The 16,461-nt window shown below is 64.9% G+C and carries 14 protein-coding genes; 11 read left to right on the forward strand and 3 right to left on the reverse strand.

The window, feature by feature from the left end:
- The first annotated feature begins 169 nt into the window (after positions 1–169).
- Positions 170–964: a sulfite exporter TauE/SafE family protein gene (locus G3N97_RS19580; protein ID WP_205994701.1), complete on the forward strand. Its 795-nt coding sequence runs from the start codon at positions 170–172 to the stop codon at positions 962–964.
- 89 nt (positions 965–1,053) lie between these two features.
- Here the strand turns inward: G3N97_RS19580 and G3N97_RS19585 are convergent, their stop codons facing one another.
- On the reverse strand, positions 1,054–1,878 hold the full coding sequence (locus G3N97_RS19585) for an NAD(P)-dependent oxidoreductase (RefSeq protein WP_205994702.1): 825 nt from the start codon (positions 1,876–1,878) through the stop codon (positions 1,054–1,056).
- A 68-nt stretch (positions 1,879–1,946) separates the two neighbouring features.
- A complete protein-coding gene (locus tag G3N97_RS19590; protein ID WP_205994712.1) occupies positions 1,947–3,203 on the reverse strand; it encodes an MFS transporter in 1,257 nt (418 codons plus the stop codon).
- A 566-nt stretch (positions 3,204–3,769) separates the two neighbouring features.
- Between G3N97_RS19590 and G3N97_RS19595 the strand changes: the two genes are divergently transcribed.
- From G3N97_RS19595 to G3N97_RS19605, 3 genes are all read left to right on the forward strand, one after another.
- Complete coding sequence (locus tag G3N97_RS19595) at positions 3,770–4,501, forward strand: ribonuclease activity regulator RraA (RefSeq protein ID WP_205994703.1); 732 nt, start codon at positions 3,770–3,772, stop codon at positions 4,499–4,501.
- 123 nt (positions 4,502–4,624) lie between these two features.
- Positions 4,625–5,542: an aldose epimerase gene (locus G3N97_RS19600; RefSeq protein WP_205994704.1), complete on the forward strand. Its 918-nt coding sequence runs from the start codon at positions 4,625–4,627 to the stop codon at positions 5,540–5,542.
- A 120-nt stretch (positions 5,543–5,662) separates the two neighbouring features.
- A complete protein-coding gene (locus G3N97_RS19605; RefSeq protein ID WP_065064965.1) occupies positions 5,663–6,352 on the forward strand; it encodes a FadR/GntR family transcriptional regulator in 690 nt (229 codons plus the stop codon).
- A gap of 132 nt (positions 6,353–6,484) precedes the next feature.
- On the opposite strand, the gene phaP is transcribed toward G3N97_RS19605, so the two are convergent.
- On the reverse strand, positions 6,485–7,045 hold the full coding sequence (gene phaP / locus G3N97_RS19610) for a TIGR01841 family phasin (RefSeq protein WP_205994705.1): 561 nt from the start codon (positions 7,043–7,045) through the stop codon (positions 6,485–6,487).
- A gap of 508 nt (positions 7,046–7,553) precedes the next feature.
- On the opposite strand from phaP, the gene G3N97_RS19615 reads away from it, so the two are divergent.
- The 7 genes from G3N97_RS19615 (at position 7,554) to G3N97_RS19645 (ending at position 16,139) form a co-directional block, all read left to right on the forward strand.
- A complete protein-coding gene (locus tag G3N97_RS19615) occupies positions 7,554–9,038 on the forward strand; it encodes a catalase (RefSeq protein WP_205994706.1) in 1,485 nt (494 codons plus the stop codon).
- 325 nt (positions 9,039–9,363) lie between these two features.
- The gene (locus G3N97_RS19620) at positions 9,364–9,978 is read left to right on the forward strand and encodes a cytochrome b (protein ID WP_205994707.1); all 615 of its coding nucleotides are present in this window, start codon (positions 9,364–9,366) and stop codon (positions 9,976–9,978) included.
- Between the two features lie 67 nt (positions 9,979–10,045).
- Positions 10,046–11,521: a glycosyltransferase gene (locus G3N97_RS19625; protein WP_205994708.1), complete on the forward strand. Its 1,476-nt coding sequence runs from the start codon at positions 10,046–10,048 to the stop codon at positions 11,519–11,521.
- A gap of 355 nt (positions 11,522–11,876) precedes the next feature.
- Positions 11,877–13,283: a circularly permuted type 2 ATP-grasp protein gene (locus G3N97_RS19630; protein WP_205994709.1), complete on the forward strand. Its 1,407-nt coding sequence runs from the start codon at positions 11,877–11,879 to the stop codon at positions 13,281–13,283.
- 68 nt (positions 13,284–13,351) lie between these two features.
- Positions 13,352–14,305: an alpha-E domain-containing protein gene (locus G3N97_RS19635; RefSeq protein ID WP_065064970.1), complete on the forward strand. Its 954-nt coding sequence runs from the start codon at positions 13,352–13,354 to the stop codon at positions 14,303–14,305.
- A gap of 74 nt (positions 14,306–14,379) precedes the next feature.
- The gene (locus tag G3N97_RS19640) at positions 14,380–15,180 is read left to right on the forward strand and encodes a transglutaminase family protein (protein ID WP_205994710.1); all 801 of its coding nucleotides are present in this window, start codon (positions 14,380–14,382) and stop codon (positions 15,178–15,180) included.
- A 92-nt stretch (positions 15,181–15,272) separates the two neighbouring features.
- Positions 15,273–16,139 carry a proteasome-type protease gene (locus tag G3N97_RS19645; protein WP_205994711.1) on the forward strand — a complete coding sequence of 289 codons (867 nt, stop codon included), beginning with the start codon at positions 15,273–15,275 and terminating at the stop codon, positions 16,137–16,139.
- Positions 16,140–16,461 lie beyond the last annotated feature (322 nt).

Genomic DNA, 16,461 nt, shown 5'->3' on the forward strand with positions numbered 1-16,461 from the left:
CTGGCGGCACCGCCGTTTTTTTTCGCGTGTGCAGTTGAGTGTGACGCCGAGCGTGAATACGCGGGAAGCGGGGCGGCGCCTGTGACGTTCGAGCGCCTGCGCTATCATGCAGCCCCCGGCATCGCGAAAGCATCCGCGCCGCCGCTCATTCACGCACCCAACGTCGACGATGTTCGAATCCTTTCTTTCCGGAGGCGTCCTGCTGCCTCACATGCAGGCGCTCGATACGTGGCAACTCGCCGGACTCGCCGTCGCGCTGGTGCTCGGCGGCATGGTGAAGGGCGTGAGCGGCATCGGCGTGCCGCTCGTCGCCATGCCGATCCTCACGCAGTTTCTGCCCGTCAAACAGGCCGTGCTGCTGCTGTCGATGCCGATCATTCTCGGCAATATTCCGCAGGCGCTCGAAGGCGGCGAGCTGTGGAAGACGATCAAGCACATCGCCGCGCCGCTGATCGGCACGGTGATCGGCAACGTGGTGGGCGTCTCGGTGCTGATCCGGCTCGAACCGCATCACGCGCAGGCGGCGTCGGGCGTCGCGCTGGCGCTGGCGGCCGGTTTGCTGCTCGCGTCGCCCAAACTCACGCTCTCGCCCAGGCTTGTGCGGCCCGTGGGTTTCGCGCTCGGCTTCGGCGCGGCGCTGATGGAAAGCATCGCCTCGGTGCCCGGACCGCTGCTCGCGATGTACCTGATCGCCACGGGCGCGACGGGCCGCGCGTTCACCAAGCAGATCGCGATCATCCTCGTGGTTTCGGTGCTCACACTCATCACGACGTTCAGCGGCGGCGCGCACGCCAACAGTGCGGATCTCGCGATCTCGACGCTGGCGAGCCTGCCCGCGATCGTCGGCATGCTGCTGATCCGGCCGCTGCGCGACAAGCTGCATCCGCTGGCGTTTCGCGTCGTGGTGCTGGTCTGCGTGGTGGTGGCGGCGGTGCAGATGATCGTGAAATCGGGCGTGCTGTGAGTGCGTGACGCGCGTGATGCGCGTGCCTCGCCATGAAAAAAGCGCCTGTGCAGGCGCTTTTTTGTTTTCCGGCGAACGGCTGGTGTGGATCAGCCGCGCTTGCCGCGCTGCTCGACCGGCGTGAAATCGAAGCTCGCGAAACTGCCGCCCTGATAGCGTTGCGCGGTCGCGTCGAGCGGATTCCGCTGCGCGAGAATCTCCGCGGCGTAGTCTTCCGAATTCTGCGTCGGCGCGTAACCGAGACGTTTCGCGTCGTCGTGTTCGCCTTCCTGCACCCAGTAGCTGCGCGTGTTGTTCGACACGCCCCACACCACGGCGAAGCCGATCGATTCCACGTTGATCACGCGATCGACGAGATGGAACAGATCTTCGTGGCCGAACCACGTGCTCAGATGGCGGAACTCGGTCGGCTTCGGCAGGCAGCTGCCGATGCGCACGTTCACGGTCTCGATGCCGTGCTTGTCCCAGTAGAGGCGCGCGAGCGATTCGCCCCACGCCTTCGAGAGACCGTAGAAACCGTCCGGACGAAACGCGCAATCGAGGTCGAGTTTGTCGTCGACGGAATACATGCCGATCGCGTGATTCGAGCTCGCGAACAGAATGCGTTTGACGCCGTGGCGGCGCGCGCCTTCGTAGACTTCCACGAGGCCGCGCAGATTGTTCTCGATGATCTCGGGCAGCGGACGCTCGACGCTCGTGCCGGCCATGTGGATCAGCACGTCGACGCCGTCGAGCAGGCGGTCGACCACTGCGGGATCGCGCAGGTCGCCGTGCATGACGTCTTCGCCCGCGACGAGCGGTTCGAGCGGCTTCGTGCCGGCGGCGGATCGCAGGTTCACGCCGCGCTCGAGCAGGCCCTTGCGCAATACGGTGCCGAGCTGGCCGGCGGCGCCGGACAATGCAACTTTCTTCACAGTGGATTACCTCACATAAAAACGCCAAAAGCCGGCGCCCTCGCGGACGCCGGCCGATGATGAGCCGATCAGGCCTTCACGTTGTGCGCGGGCTGGAGCGCGGCGCTGACCGCGTCGTCGCGCTGCTGGTTCGAGATCAGACGCCAGGCCACGCAGGCGCCAATCAGGTCGAACAACATCAGGCAGACGAACAACGGGTTATAGCCGATCGTGCTGGCCAGTGCGCCGACGATGAGCGAGAACACCGTCGCGCCGAGATAGCCGAACATGCCCGAGAGACCCGTCGCCGTCGCCACTTCGTGCTGGCCGAAGACGTCCGAGGCGAGCGTGAACAGGGCGCCCGAAATCGTCTGGTGCGCGAAGGTGCCGACGCAGAAGAGGGCGATCGCGGCATACGGGCTCGCGACGAGACCCACGCAGGCCGGTCCGATCATCAGCACCGCGCCGGTCGTGATGACGAGCTTGCGCGAGGTGATCAGCGAGCAGCCGAACCAGCGGATGAACAGCGGCGCGAGGTAGCCGCCGATCAGGCAGCCGAGGTCGGCGGCGAGGAACGGCATCCACGCGAACAGCGCGATTTCCTTCAGGTTCATGTGGCGCACGGTGACCATGTACAGCGGAATCCACGCGCCGAAGGTCTGCCATGCCGGCTCGGCGAGCATGCGCGGAATGCCGATGCCCCAGAAGCGGCGCGTCCTGAGCACTTCCTTGAACGAGGCGCGCTGCTTGCCCGATGCCTTCTGCGCGGGCGTTTGACCGGCGCGGATGTAGTCGGCTTCTTCCTGCGAGAGCTTCGGGTGCTCGGCGGGCGTCTTGAAGAACACGAGCCACAGGCCGACCCAGATCAGCGCCACGCCGCCCGTCAGGACGAACGCGAATTGCCAGTTGTACTTGAGAATGCACCAGACCACGAGCGGCGGAGCGATCATCGCGCCGATCGACGTGCCGGTGTTGAGCCAGCCGGTGGCGACCGAACGCTCTTTTGCCGGGAACCACTGGCTGATTGCCTTCATGCCCGCCGGGAAGATCGCGGCTTCGCTCATGCCGAGCAGGCCGCGGAAGAATGCGAGCGAGGGCCAGCTGGTGGCGAGGCCGTGCAGCATGTTGGAGATGGCCCAGCCGAACGCGAAGATGGCGAAGCCGATCTTGACGCCGACCGAGTCGAGCACGAAGCCGGCGATCGGCTGCGCGAGTGCATAGCAGGCCTGGAACGCCGTGACCACGTACGAATACTGCTGCGTGGTCATGTGCATCGTCTGCGTGAGCGTGGGCGCCGCCACGGAAAGCGAACTGCGCGCGAGATAGTTGAAGATCGTGCCGATCATGATGAGGCCGATGATCCACCACCGAAGCCCCTTGATAGTCTTGCGTTGCACTGCTCGTCTCCTGCTGTTGTCGGGAGCGGGCGCGGTGGAGGCCGCGCCGGACGATGCGCCCGGATGGAAGTTGTATGCGTGTGCCAGGTGTGTCTTGCGGCTGGCCAGTGTCCCTGGACGCCGCGTTTTTTCAGCCGTGTTGTTCGAATCGCTGTTGGGCCGTGACGCGGTGCGGATCGGATCGAATCGGGATCGATCTGCCCGGTCATGTAAGACATCATTCTATTTGCGGCAAAGTTGTAAAGCAAATCATCAGTGAATGGGGATTTCCCTAATGCCGGGGCGACTCGCGGCGGGGCCGGAACGCAATGTCACTCGATCGACGATCGCGCATGCACGCCGGATATTTCGCGCAAATCGGCGTGGGACGGATTCGGCGGGTTGTCGGATGACTGCGGGGAAAGCACGCCGCGACGGGCTGGTTGACAATTTTCGTGTTGTATTACAACAATGCGGGCATTGCGCCGGATCTACGGTCCTCGCGTATCACACATCACAAAATCGGACGAGACACGATGAATTCACCCGCCATCCCCGTCAGCGAACGCGCGCTCGAACAACTGCGCCACGTCTCCAACGCGACGCTCACCACCCAGCTTTTCAAGCGCGGCCTGCGCAACGTGTTCCTGCAAGGCGTGCATCCGCTCGCCGCGCCGGCGGCGGGCGCGCCGAATCTCGTCGGACCGGCCTTCACGATGCGCAACATCCCGGCGCGCGAGGATCTCGACCAGTTGAGCGCGTTCCAGAATCCCGAGCATCCGCAGCGCAAGGGCGTCGAAACCGTGCCCGCGGGCGCCGTGCTCGTGCAGGATTGCCGCGGCGTGACCGACGCGGCGTCGATGGGCTCGATCCTCGCCACGCGCATGAAGGTGCGCGGCGTGGCGGGCATGGTCTCGGACGGTCCGGTGCGCGACAGCGCGACCATCGCGGCGCTCGGCATTCCGGTGTTCTGCGCGGGCGCGTCGGCGCCGCTGAATCTCTGCAAGCACCACACGGTCGATCTGAACGTGCCGATCGGCTGCGGCGGCGTGGCCGTCTATCCGGGCGACATCATCGTCGGCGACGCCGACGGCGTGGTCGTGATTCCGCGCCATCTCGCCGAGGAAGTCGCGCAGGCGGCCTTCGAGCAGGAAGAACTCGAACGCTTCATCACCGAGCGCATCGAGGCGGGCGCGGCGCTGCCCGGCACCTATCCGCCGAACGAGGCGACGCTGGCCGCCTTCGAGGCATGGAAAAAGGCGCGCTGAAGGTGCGTTATTACGTGCGTTGTCACGTGCATCGTCACGTACGTCGTCACGCGCCCGAAGTTTTCTCGTTTTCCGATACGAAACCCCGCGTGCATGCGCGCGCGGACATCAGCGAAACACGCCATGCCGAAGTTTCAGGATCAGGACGTCATTGAAATCGGGCGCGGCGGTTCGCTGCTGCGCGTCGCGCCGCAAGCGGGCGGGCGGCTGCTGTCGTGGCATCGACATGGCGAGTCGATCATCCATTGGCCCGATAGCGCCGACTGGAGCCAGCCCGCGCTGGTGCGCGGCGGCAATCCGCTGCTGTTTCCGTTCATCGCGCGGCATCGTGTGGATGGCGTGATCGGGCGTTGGCGCGACGCGCAGGGCGTGGTGCGCGAGGTGCCCTTGCACGGCTTCGCGCGCGATCTGCCGTTCGAGGCGCAAGTCGATCCCGCCGGCGACGCCGTGCACATGACGCTCACCGACAGCGACGCGACGCGCGCGGGCTATCCGTTCAACTTCCGCTTCGAGGCCGCGTACCGGCTTATCGACGAAAACACGCTCGACGTCGAACTGACGACCACGAACACGGCGCGCGAAGGCGCTGCGCCGTTGCCCTATTACGCGGGCCACCATTTCTACTTCGCGCTGCCGCACGCGCAGCGCGGCGCGGCCAGCTTGACGCTGCCGCGCAACGTCTACCGTCATCAGCTCGCCGATGGCACGACGACCGCGCCCACGCCCGGCGCGACGCGCTATCGCTTCGACGATCCGCAGATCGTCGACCGCTTTCATTGTCTCGACGGCGAGCCCGAGCGCACGGTGCGCATCGAGATGCCGACACTGAAGCGCGCGATCGACATCGACCTGCGCCGTCCAGGCTCGACGCCGTGGTACGCCGTGACGTCATGGACGCTGGCCGCCGATTCGGACTTCTACTGCGTAGAGCCCTGGCTCGGCCTGCCCGACGCGATCCACAGCGGCCTCGGGCTGCGCTGGCTCGCGCCGGGACAGTGCGAAACGGCGACGTTGCGGATAGTTGTCAGCGATTTGGCGTGAGCGCGAGAAATCGCCGCAGCGCGCGCCATACGGGGCGTAGAAAGCCGAAGATTCGCCGAAGCGCCGCGTCAATGACTTACAATCCACGACATACCTGACAACCTACGCGTAGCACTGACCATGGCTGAGCAGAAAGCGCCGAATATGCCGGCGCGGATTTACAGCGACATCCTGAACCGGATCATCGAAGGCGAATACAAGGAAGGGGAGCGCCTGCCGACCGAGCACATGCTCGCGGAACGCTTCGCGACCTCGCGTCCGACCGTGCGCGAAGCGCTCGCGCAACTGCGCGCGGACGGCATCATCGCCACGCGCCACGGTTCGGGCACCACGGTCATGCGCCGTCCCGATCCGGACGTGCGCCGCTTCGCGCCGCTCGAAACGTTGTCGGACATCCGTCGCTGCTACGAATATCGCGTGGTGGTGGAGTCGGGTGCAGCCTCGCTCGCCGCGCAGAAGGCCGACGACGCCGACATCGCCGCGATCCGCCACGAGTGGGATAACCTGCAAACGATCATCGAGACCTCGGGCATCGGCGCGAAGGACGACTTCGCCTTCCACATGGCCGTGGCCCGCGCGTCGAAGAACCAGTTTTTCATCACCGCGCTCTCGGGCATCCAGGAGCAGATGGTGTTCAGCATGAACCTGTCGCGCAATCTGTCGCTCGTGAAGTCGATCGAGCGTCAGCGCATCGTGCAGCAGGAGCACCTCGAAGTGCTCGAAGCCATTCAGGCACGCAACGCCGAGCGCGCCGCGCAGGCCATGCGCGATCACCTCGAACAGGCCGTCAGCCGGATGTTCGGCTCCTGAGCCCTCCTGAGCCCATCTCGCGCGCCAAAGAAAAAGCGGGTTTCGTTTGCACGAAACCCGCTTTTTTTTACATCTGCCGCCCCCGCCGATAGCTGGCCTGTCGGCCGGCGAGGGCGCCTGAATCGCTAATGCTTACGCTGCCTGCTTGGCGGCGCGCGTGGCCTGAGCGGCGGCCTTCGAGGCGGCCTTGGTCACGGCGTCGAAATTCGTTTCCGCCATTTCAGCGGCTTGCTTCGCGGCCTTGTTCACCGAGTCGTATGCGCCTTGCGCAGCCGTGATGGCCGACTTGAAAGCGGCGACGGCGGTTTCCGAACCGGCCGGGGCGTTCTTCGCTGCGTTATCGACAAAGGTTTGCACGGCGTGTTGCTGCTGCTCGATCTGGCTTTGCGCGGCCTGAGTGAATTCCGACTGCGCGGCCGAGACGATGGCGTACACGTTGCGGCCATAAGCCAGCGCCTTTTCGGCGGCCGGCTGGGCGAAGCCTGCCTGCAGCGCGAAGAAGCCTTGCGGGTCCTTCGACGACAGCGAGCGCTGCGCGTGTTCCTGGCCTTCGGCGATCGCCGCGCGGGCCGTTTCGATGTTCAGTTCAGCGAGCTTGACCGCGCCTTCGAACGCCTTGGTCGTGAGACCGAAGAGGGCTTCGAGACTCGCTTTCTGGGTGGCGGCAAATTGTTCGGGAGTGGGCAGAGACATGTCGTCGTTCCTGATGGTGGGGACCGCTACGCGTCGGTTCCGTTTGCGAATAAAAGAGGACTTTCAATCGAATCGATCACCGATTCGCGCATTGATGCGATGCAGCAATCGAGTTCATGATAGCTCAAAAGAAGTCTGTGTCAAGCACTTTATTGTGCGTCGCAACATTTCAGTAAACGCTTGATTCGCCTTGGGAATTTTGGGGATTCTGAAGGCTTTCTGGAAGGCGAAAATTGCCGATGCGCAGCGCATGTTTCCGATGCGAAAAGCGTGTCGTCGGCACGATGTTCCGATCGGAAACACGTGAGCGCCGCCGCCATGTCGACCGCGTCAGGGAGCGGGCACGCATTAAGCGCATCGCTTGGCGCATGCGTGCACAATGTTCTTTCTCTGGAGCGGCAGCCCGCGCCCAGACCCGTCCCCCCAATCCAGCCGCGACGCTCCCATCGACGAGGAGCGCGGAAGCGATCCGCGCAGCGCGGCCTGGCGATTTCACAGGAGATGTGACATGGCTGATTCGAGCGGCAAGCCTCTTGGCAAATCCACGACGAGCGCGGGCGCACCGGCCGTCAGCGACCGCAACTCGCTGACGGTGGGACCGGACGGTCCGATCCTGCTGCACGACGTGCATTTCCTCGAGCAGATGGCGCACTTCAATCGCGAGAAGGTGCCCGAGCGTCAACCGCATGCGAAAGGCTCCGGTGCGTTCGGCGAGTTCAAGACCACCGAGGACGTTTCGCAATACACGAAGGCGGCGCTGTTCCAGAAGGGCGCGGCCACCGAAATGCTGGCGCGCTTTTCGACCGTCGCGGGCGAAATGGGCAGCCCCGACACCTGGCGCGACGTGCGCGGTTTCTCGCTGAAGTTCTACACGACCGAAGGTAATTACGATCTGGTCGGCAACAACACGCCGGTGTTCTTCGTGCGCGATCCGATGAAGTTCCCGCACTTCATCCGCAGCCAGAAGCGTCTGCCCGATTCGGGGCTGCGCGACAGCGAAATGCAGTGGGACTTCTGGACCAATAACCCGGAATCGGCGCATCAGGTCACGTATCTGATGGGCGAGCGCGGCCTGCCCAAGACGTGGCGCAACATGAACGGCTACGGTTCGCACACGTATATGTGGGTGAACGCGAAGGGCGAGAAGTTCTGGGTCAAGTATCACTTCCACACCCAGCAGGGCATGGCCAGCTTCACGAACGCCGAAGCCGAGGCGACGGCGGGCCGCGACGCCGACTTCCATCGCCGCGATCTGTTCGAGGCCATCAAGCGCGGCGAATTCCCGTCGTGGACGCTGTTCGTGCAGGTCATGCCGTATGCGGAGGCGAAGAATTACCGCTTCAATCCGTTCGATCTGACCAAAACCTGGTCGCACAAGGACTATCCGCTGATCAAGGTCGGCACGATGACGCTGAACCGCAATCCGGAGAACTTCTTCGCGCAGATCGAGCAGGCTGCGTTCTCGCCGGGCAACACCGTGCCGGGCATCGGCCTGTCGCCGGACAAGATGCTGCTGGGCCGCGCGTTCGCCTATAACGATGCGCATCGCGCGCGCATCGGCACGAACTTCAACCAGTTGCCGGTGAACCGTCCGAAGGTGCCGGTGCAGACCTATCAGTTCGACGGTCACATGGCTTACGAGCACACCGGCAACGCGCCGGTCTACGTGCCGAACAGCTTCGGCCGTCCGTGGGCGGACGAAACCGGCGCCGCCGAAGACGGCTGGGAAACCGACGGCGATATGGTGCGCAGCGCCTACACGCTGCACGCTGAAGACGACGACTTCGGCCAGCCCGGCGATCTCGTGCGCAAGGTGTTCAACGACAAGCAACGCGAACTGCTGGTCGAGCAGGTGGTGGCGAGCCTGAACGGCGTGGGCAGCCCGGTGCGCGAGAACGTCTTCACGTACTGGAAGAATATCGACGCCGACGTAGGCCGCCGCATCGAGGAAAAGGCCGGCGCGGCGACGAAGGTCGCTGAGCCCGCGAAGTAAGCCCGCGCGTCTTCGCACACGCTTCATCCGCTTCATCCGGAACCGGATCGGTCCACGCGGGCCGATCCGGTTTTTCATTTTCATTACCGTTGCATGACGGCTGCCGGACGCCAAACTGACACGCGCGCCATCGGGCGGCTTCTGCAGTGTCAGGGACGACAGGCCATAATGGGCGCATTGCCGGGCGGCGGCATCGCGCGTAATCGTATGAAGCCCGGTATGAAGCCCGGATGCACGCCTGCGAGCCCGGCCGCCTGCCGCGCGTGGCGGGAATAATTTCGACGCGCGGCGCGTTAACCCAACTGACCCGTTACGGCACGTTCACGTGAAAACTTCTCTCTCCGCCGATTCCCGTCTCGACAGTGCAGCCGCCTCGTCCAAATACACGCGCGTCGCCGTGCTGCTGCACTGGTCGATCGCGTTGCTGATCCTCGGCAACGTAGCGCTCGGTTTGACTGCCGCGCTGCTGCCCGACGGCACGCTCTCCGACAACGCGATCCGCTTCGTGATCGATACGCACAAGTCCATCGGCATCACCGTGCTCGGTCTGGCGATCCTGCGCGTGCTGTGGCGTCTCACGCATCGTCCGCCGCCGCTGCCCGCCGAATTTCCCGCCTGGGAAAAAGTCGCGGCCCACGCTGCGCATATCGCGCTCTACGTGCTGATCTTCGCGATGCCGCTCTCGGGCTGGCTTCACGATTCCGCGTGGGTGGCCGCCGCCTCGCATCCCATGTATCTGTTCGGCCTGTTCGAGTGGCCGCGCATCGGCTTCATCATGAATCTCGATCCGGCGACCAAGAACCAGTTGCACGAGCAGTTCGGCGCCTTGCATACGGCGTGCAGCTACGCGCTTTACGGCGTGCTCGCGCTGCATATCGCGGGCGCGCTCAAGCATCAATGGATCGATCGTCATTCGGTGCTGCGCCGGATGATGCCGTGAAGGCCGCTACGCCATGACGGATCGCGCTGACGACATGCCTCGACGCAACGACGACAAAAGGATTGCCTTGAACGACTCGCTCGACCAGGCGCTTGCGCGCACTTCGCCGCGCCTGACGCCGCCGCCCACACCGCTGATCAGCGTCGTGATTCACTTGAGCGTCATGGTGCTCTGGTGCGTGCTGTTCGCGCGCGCGTTCTTCCTGCAGGGCGTGGTGGCGTGGTCGACCGGCATCGCCTATGTGATTTACGACACCGTGCTGCTGTTGTTCGTGGCGTGGCAGGCGCGCGTGCTGCTGCGTCCCGCGCCGGCCAGCGACGAATCGGCGACGCCCACGCACGCGCTGCCTTCGCTCGGCGTGATCGTCGCCGCGCACAACGAGGCCGCTGTGTTGCCGATCACGCTCGACGCGCTGTTCGCGCAGACGCGCGCGCCGCAGCAGATCGTGATCGCCGACGATGGTTCGAGCGACGGCACGGCCGCGCTGCTCGCGCAACGCTACGGGCTCGCCGATCCGGGCGAAGGGCGCCTGAGCGCGCCGTCCGCGCGCTATCCGACGCTGCGCTGGCTGAAGCTCGCGCACGGCGGCAAGGCGCGCGCGCTCAACGCGGCGCTCAGCGCGATGGACACCGATACCGTGATGACCGTCGACGCCGATACGCTGCTCGAACCCGACGCCTGCGCCGCCATGGCGACGGCATTCGGCCGCGAGCCGCAACTGGTCGCGGCGGCGGGGCTGCTCACGCCGGTCTGCGGCAACTCGGCGAGCGGACGCTTCTTCCAGTGGTTCCAGACCTACGAATACATCCGCAATTTCATTTCGCGCTTTGCGTGGATGCGTGCCGACAGCCTGCTGCTCGTTTCGGGCGCTTTCGCGGCGTTCCGGCGCGAGGCAGTGATGACGGTGGGCGGCTTCGATCCGCATTGTCTCGTCGAGGACTACGAACTGATTCACCGCCTGCGCCGCCATTCGGCGCGCGAAGGTCTGGGCTGGGACGTGCGCGTGATCGGCACGGCGCGCGCCACCACCGACGCGCCCGGCACGCTCGCAAGCTTCCTGCGCCAGCGCCGCCGCTGGTTCGCGGGCTTTCTGCAAACGCAGTACTGGTATCGCGACATGACCGGCAATCGCCGTTACGGCAAGCTCGGTCTCATGATGTTGCCGGTCAAGGCGTTCGACACGGTGCAGCCCATCTACGGGCTCACGGCGTTCGCGCTGCTGCTCGGTTTTCTCTTCGACGGGCGCTTCACGATCGTGCTGCCCGTGCTCGCGGTGATCGTCGGCAAGATCGCGATCGACCTCGCGTTCCATCTGTTCTCGGTGCACCTGTACCGGCGCTGGAGCGGCGACCGCACGCATTCCAGCTTCGGCATGGCGCTGCTGGCGGCAATTTTCGAGCCGTTCTCGTTTCAGCTCATGCGTCACACGGGTGCCACACTCGGCTGGTTCCATTTCCTGCTTGGGCGGCGTAAATGGGGCGTGCAGCAGCGCACCGGGCTCAGCGCCCACGGGCAGCGCGAGAGCGCGGCCTCTTCTCGCTGAGCGCTGAGTACTGAGCGGGTTTCCGGCCTCGATCTTCCGATAGCCGGCTCCGTCGCGATCAAGACGTTTTTCGTCTTGATGACGCTGCGTATTCCTCTGATCTAAACGCCGCTTGCCCGGTCCGCACCGTCTCTGCACCACGATGAGGCGCGCGGACAGTCGGCGTCGCCAGCCGCTCGCGCATTGCGCGGCGGCTTTCGTTTACGCGCGCCGATTTGCACCATGAAGGCGCGCGAAACGGGGCGCGCGGATGGCATGTCCCTTGCTTTTGCAGAGTACGCAGCGCGCCACGCATGACGCCACGACGATCATGCGTGCGAGACGCGCCGCTGCATCCACGCGCGAGAACGAGCCGATGCAAGTCCATGACGAAATGCGCGATGAGGGCGCCGTGCGCCCGCACTACGAGCGGTTCCAGCACTGGCTGGAGCGGCAGACTGGCGAAACGATGGCGCGCAAGCGCGCCGAGGCGGACCTGCTGTTCAGGCGCGTAGGGATCACGTTCGCGGTCAACGGCGACCTGTCCGGAACCGAGCGTCTGATTCCGTTCGACCTGATTCCGCGCATCATTCCCGCCGACGAATGGGCGCTGCTCGAACGCGGTTTGCGCCAGCGCGTGCAGGCGCTCAATCTGTTTCTGCACGACGTCTATCACGATCGCGACATCGTGCGCGCCGGGCGCATTCCGGCCGAGCAGGTCTATACCAACGCGCAGTATCGGCCCGAGATGCAGGGCATCGATCTGCCGCTCGGCGTCTACGCGCATATCGCGGGCATCGACATCGTGCGCGACGGCCGCGACGGCGCGTTCTACGTGCTCGAAGACAATCTGCGCGTGCCGTCCGGCGTCTCGTACATGCTCGAAAACCGCAAGATGATGATGCGGCTTTTCCCCGAACTCTTCGTGCAGCACAAGGTGGCGCCGGTCGCGCATTATCCCGATCTGCTGCTCGAAACGCTGCGCGCCTGTGCGCCCGCGGGCGTGGACGATCCCACCGTCGTGCTGCTCACGCCGGGCATGTACAACTCGGCGTATTTCGAGCACACGTTTCTCGCGCAGCAGATGGGCGTCGAACTGGTCGAAGGTAGCGATCTGTTCGTCGAAGACAACTACGTGTTCATGCGCACGACGCAAGGTCCGCGCCGCGTCGACGTGATCTATCGCCGCGTGGACGACGACTTTCTCGATCCGCTCGCATTCCGCGCCGATTCGGCGCTCGGCGTGGCGGGCCTGCTCACGGCGTATCGCGCGGGCCGCGTGGTGCTCGCGAACGCGATGGGCACCGGCGTGGCCGACGACAAATCGATCTATCCGTATGTACCGGACATGATCGAGTTCTATCTCGGCGAAAAACCGATTCTCAACAATGTGCCGACGTGGCAATGCCGCCGCCCCGACGATCTCGCCTACACGCTCGACCGGCTGCCCGAACTGGTCGTGAAGGAAGTGCATGGCGCGGGCGGCTACGGCATGCTGGTCGGACCCGCTTCGACGCGCGCGGAAATCGAGGCGTTTCGCGCGCGTCTGATCGCGCGGCCCGGCAATTACATCGCGCAGCCGACGCTGTCGCTGTCCGCGTGCCCGACTTTCGTGGAAGCGGGCATCGCGCCGCGCCACATCGACCTGCGTCCGTTCGTGCTGTCCGGCAAGACCGTGCAGATGGCGGCGGGCGGCCTCACGCGCGTGGCGCTCAAGGAAGGCTCGCTGGTCGTGAATTCGTCGCAAGGCGGCGGCACGAAGGATACGTGGGTGCTTGAATAAAGCCCGAATAAAACCCGAAGAAACCCGCTCGACAGAATCGCTGCAACTGGAACCGAAGAGGAACGACCATGCTGAGCCGTACCGCCGATCATCTGTTCTGGATGGCCCGTTATATGGAGCGGGCCGAGAACACCGCGCGCATGCTGGACATCAATCTCAAGGCGCTGCTGCTGCCGGGCAATGCCGACGACGAGGCGCGCACGCATCGCGCGATGCTGCGCATCTCCGAGCTCGACGCGGCCTTCGACGCGCGTCATGAGAAGGTCACGCGCGCGAACGTGCTCGAATTTCTGGTCGCGGACCCGACCAACCCGTCGAGTATCTATTCGTGTCTGCAGGCGGCGCGTGAAAACGCGCGCGCCGTGCGTGGCACGCTCACGACGGAGTGGTGGGAAACGGTCAACGACACCTGGCTGCAGTTTCACGAGCTGCTGCGCACCGATGAATTGAGCACGCATCCGGAAACGCTGTTCGAATGGGTGAAATTCCGCTCGCATCTGTCGCGCGGCGTGCGTGTCGGTACGGCGTTGCAGGACGACGCGCTGTTCTTCACGCAGCTCGGCACCTTTCTCGAACGCGCAGACAACACCGCGCGCATTCTCGACGTGCGTTTCGTGGAAGTCGATAACGCCGATTCGCGTTCCGCCGCGCGTCAGCTCGAAGACTTCTATTACTGGACGTCGATTCTGAGTTCGGTGTCGGCGCTCGAAATCTATCGCAAGGTCTATCGCGACGTGGTCACGCCGGCGCGCGTGGTCGAACTGTTGATCCTCAATCAGCAGATGCCGCGTTCGCTGCTCGCGTCGATGGACGGCGTGTGCGCGAATCTCGCGATGCTGCGCACGGACACGTCGAAAGAGGTCGAGCGCACGGCAGGCAAGCTGCGCGCCGAATTGCTCTATGCGGATTTGCGGCAGATTTTTTCGGTGGGCGTGCATACGTTTCTCACGCAGTTTCTCGCGCGCGTCTACGAACTCGGCAATCAGGTGGCGCGCACCTATCTGATGCTGCCGGTGGGTTAGACCGGCGCGCGCGGATCGATATCTTTTTCGTCTTGATGTGGTTCCTGTTGCCGTTTTGTTGAAGGACATTCGCCATGCAACTCGCGATTCGCCACGACACCGTTTATCGCTACGATGCGCCCGTGCATTATTCGATCCAGCAGTTGCGCCTCGCGCCGCTCACTACGTCGAGCCAGATCGTCACGCAATGGCATGTCGATGCGCCCGGCAAGCTCGACGCGAGCCGCGACGCCTACGGCAACACGTTGATGACGTTGGTGCTTTCGAAACCGCACAACGAGATCCGGCTGCGCGTGCGCGGCGAAGTGGAGACCGTGCCGCTCGCCGACGGTCGCTTGCCCGAAGGCGAGGGCCCGATTCCCGCCGAGCATTTCACGTCGCCCACGCGCCTGACCGAAGCCGACGACGCGCTCGCCGCGTTCGCGCATAGCCTCGCGCCGCTCGACAGCGCGGCCGCGCTGCTCGAGGCGGCGGCGCGCGTGACCGAGCGTGTGCGCTACGAAGCGGGCGTGACCGACGTCACGCATACGGCCGCGGACGCGCTTGCGATCGGGCGCGGCGTGTGTCAGGACCACGCGCATGTGATGCTGGCGCTGTGCCGCGCGCGCGGCGTGCCGGCGCGCTACGTGAGCGGCTATGTCGATCCCGGCGACGTGCCCGAGATGGCGAGCCACGCGTGGGTCGACGTCTGGCTCGACGGCGGCTGGGTGACGGTGGACGTCACGCATGCGTGTTTCGCGAGCGAGAAGTACTGCCGCATCGCCGTGGGCCGCGACTACGAAGCGGCGGCGCCGGTGCGCGGACGCCGCATCGGCGGACTGAAAGAGACGATGGACGTGAACGTGCGCGTCAGCGCACAAAGTGCGCAGCAATAGTTTTCTCGATATCGGAAAGGAAACTCAAGGAGACGACGCGCGTTTCGCATCGGCAACATCCGGTGCGCCGAGCGACGCGTCGAGGGAACAGCATGACCTACTGTGTAGCCATGGCCGTCGACGACGGCCTCGTTTTTCTCGCGGATACGCGTACCAACGCGGGCGTCGATCACATCAGCACGTCGCGCAAGATGGCCGTGTTCGAGGAGCCGGGCGAACGCGTGCTGGTGCTGCTCGTGGCAGGCAATCTGGCGATCACGCAGGCAACGCTGCAGGTGCTCACCGAGCATCAGGACCCGGCGCGGCCCACGCTCTGGAACGTGCCGGGCATGGTCGAGGCGGCGCGGCTCGTCGGCGAGGCGGTGCGCGAGGTGCATCGGCGCGACGCCGAGGCGCTCAAGGCCTTCAACGTCGATTTCAATTGCAGCTTCATCCTCGGCGGGCAGTTGCGCGGTCAGCCGATGCGGCTGTTCCAGATCTACGCGGCGGGCAATTTCATCGAGACGTCGAGCGTCAATCCGTATTTTCAGATCGGCGAATCGAAGTACGGCAAGCCGATCATCGACCGCGTGCTGACGCCGCGCACGCCGCTCGACGAGGCCGCGAAATGCGCGCTCATTTCGATGGATTCCACCTTGCGCTCGAATCTCTCGGTGGGCTTGCCGCTCGATTTGCTGGTCTACGAGCGCGATGCGCTGCGCGTGACGCGCTATGCATCGCTCGACGAATCGAACGCCTACTTCGAGATGCTGCATTCGACGTGGGGCGAGCGGCTGCGTCAGGTGTTCAGCGAGATTCCCGACCCGCTCTGGACCGACAACGGCAGCGTGCCGCGTCACGAACGCGTCGATTTGCCGATCGTCGCGCGGCCCGCGCACGACGGTGGCAGCACCGAGCCGCGTCTCGCGCAGACGCTCGCGCAAGGTCCGCAGCCCGGCGTGCCGCCGCGTAACACCTGACGGTTGAGTCTTCGGCAAATTCGGGCACGTCAGGCCGCCGAATCGTCATGCGCGCGTGGCGCGGGCCGACGCACGCGGTATCCTCCTGTCAGACGTGTAGCCCGCGCACGGCGCGCCAGCCCGTGCGTGCTTTTCGACCGGATTTGGACCGGACACAGGAGACAGCTTCATGACGCACGACGACCCGAAGCCCGAGGACCAGCACGAAGCAGGCGGCCCGATGAGCGATCAGGGCAACGCGCACGGCCCGAGCGGCCCCGACGATCCCACGCGTCGCCGCGTGCTGGGCGGCCTCGCGGCGGTGGGCGTGGGCCTCGCGATC

The organism is Paraburkholderia sp. Ac-20347, assembly GCF_017104805.1.
In the GTDB taxonomy this organism is placed as follows: Bacteria; Pseudomonadota; Gammaproteobacteria; order Burkholderiales; family Burkholderiaceae; genus Paraburkholderia; species Paraburkholderia tropica.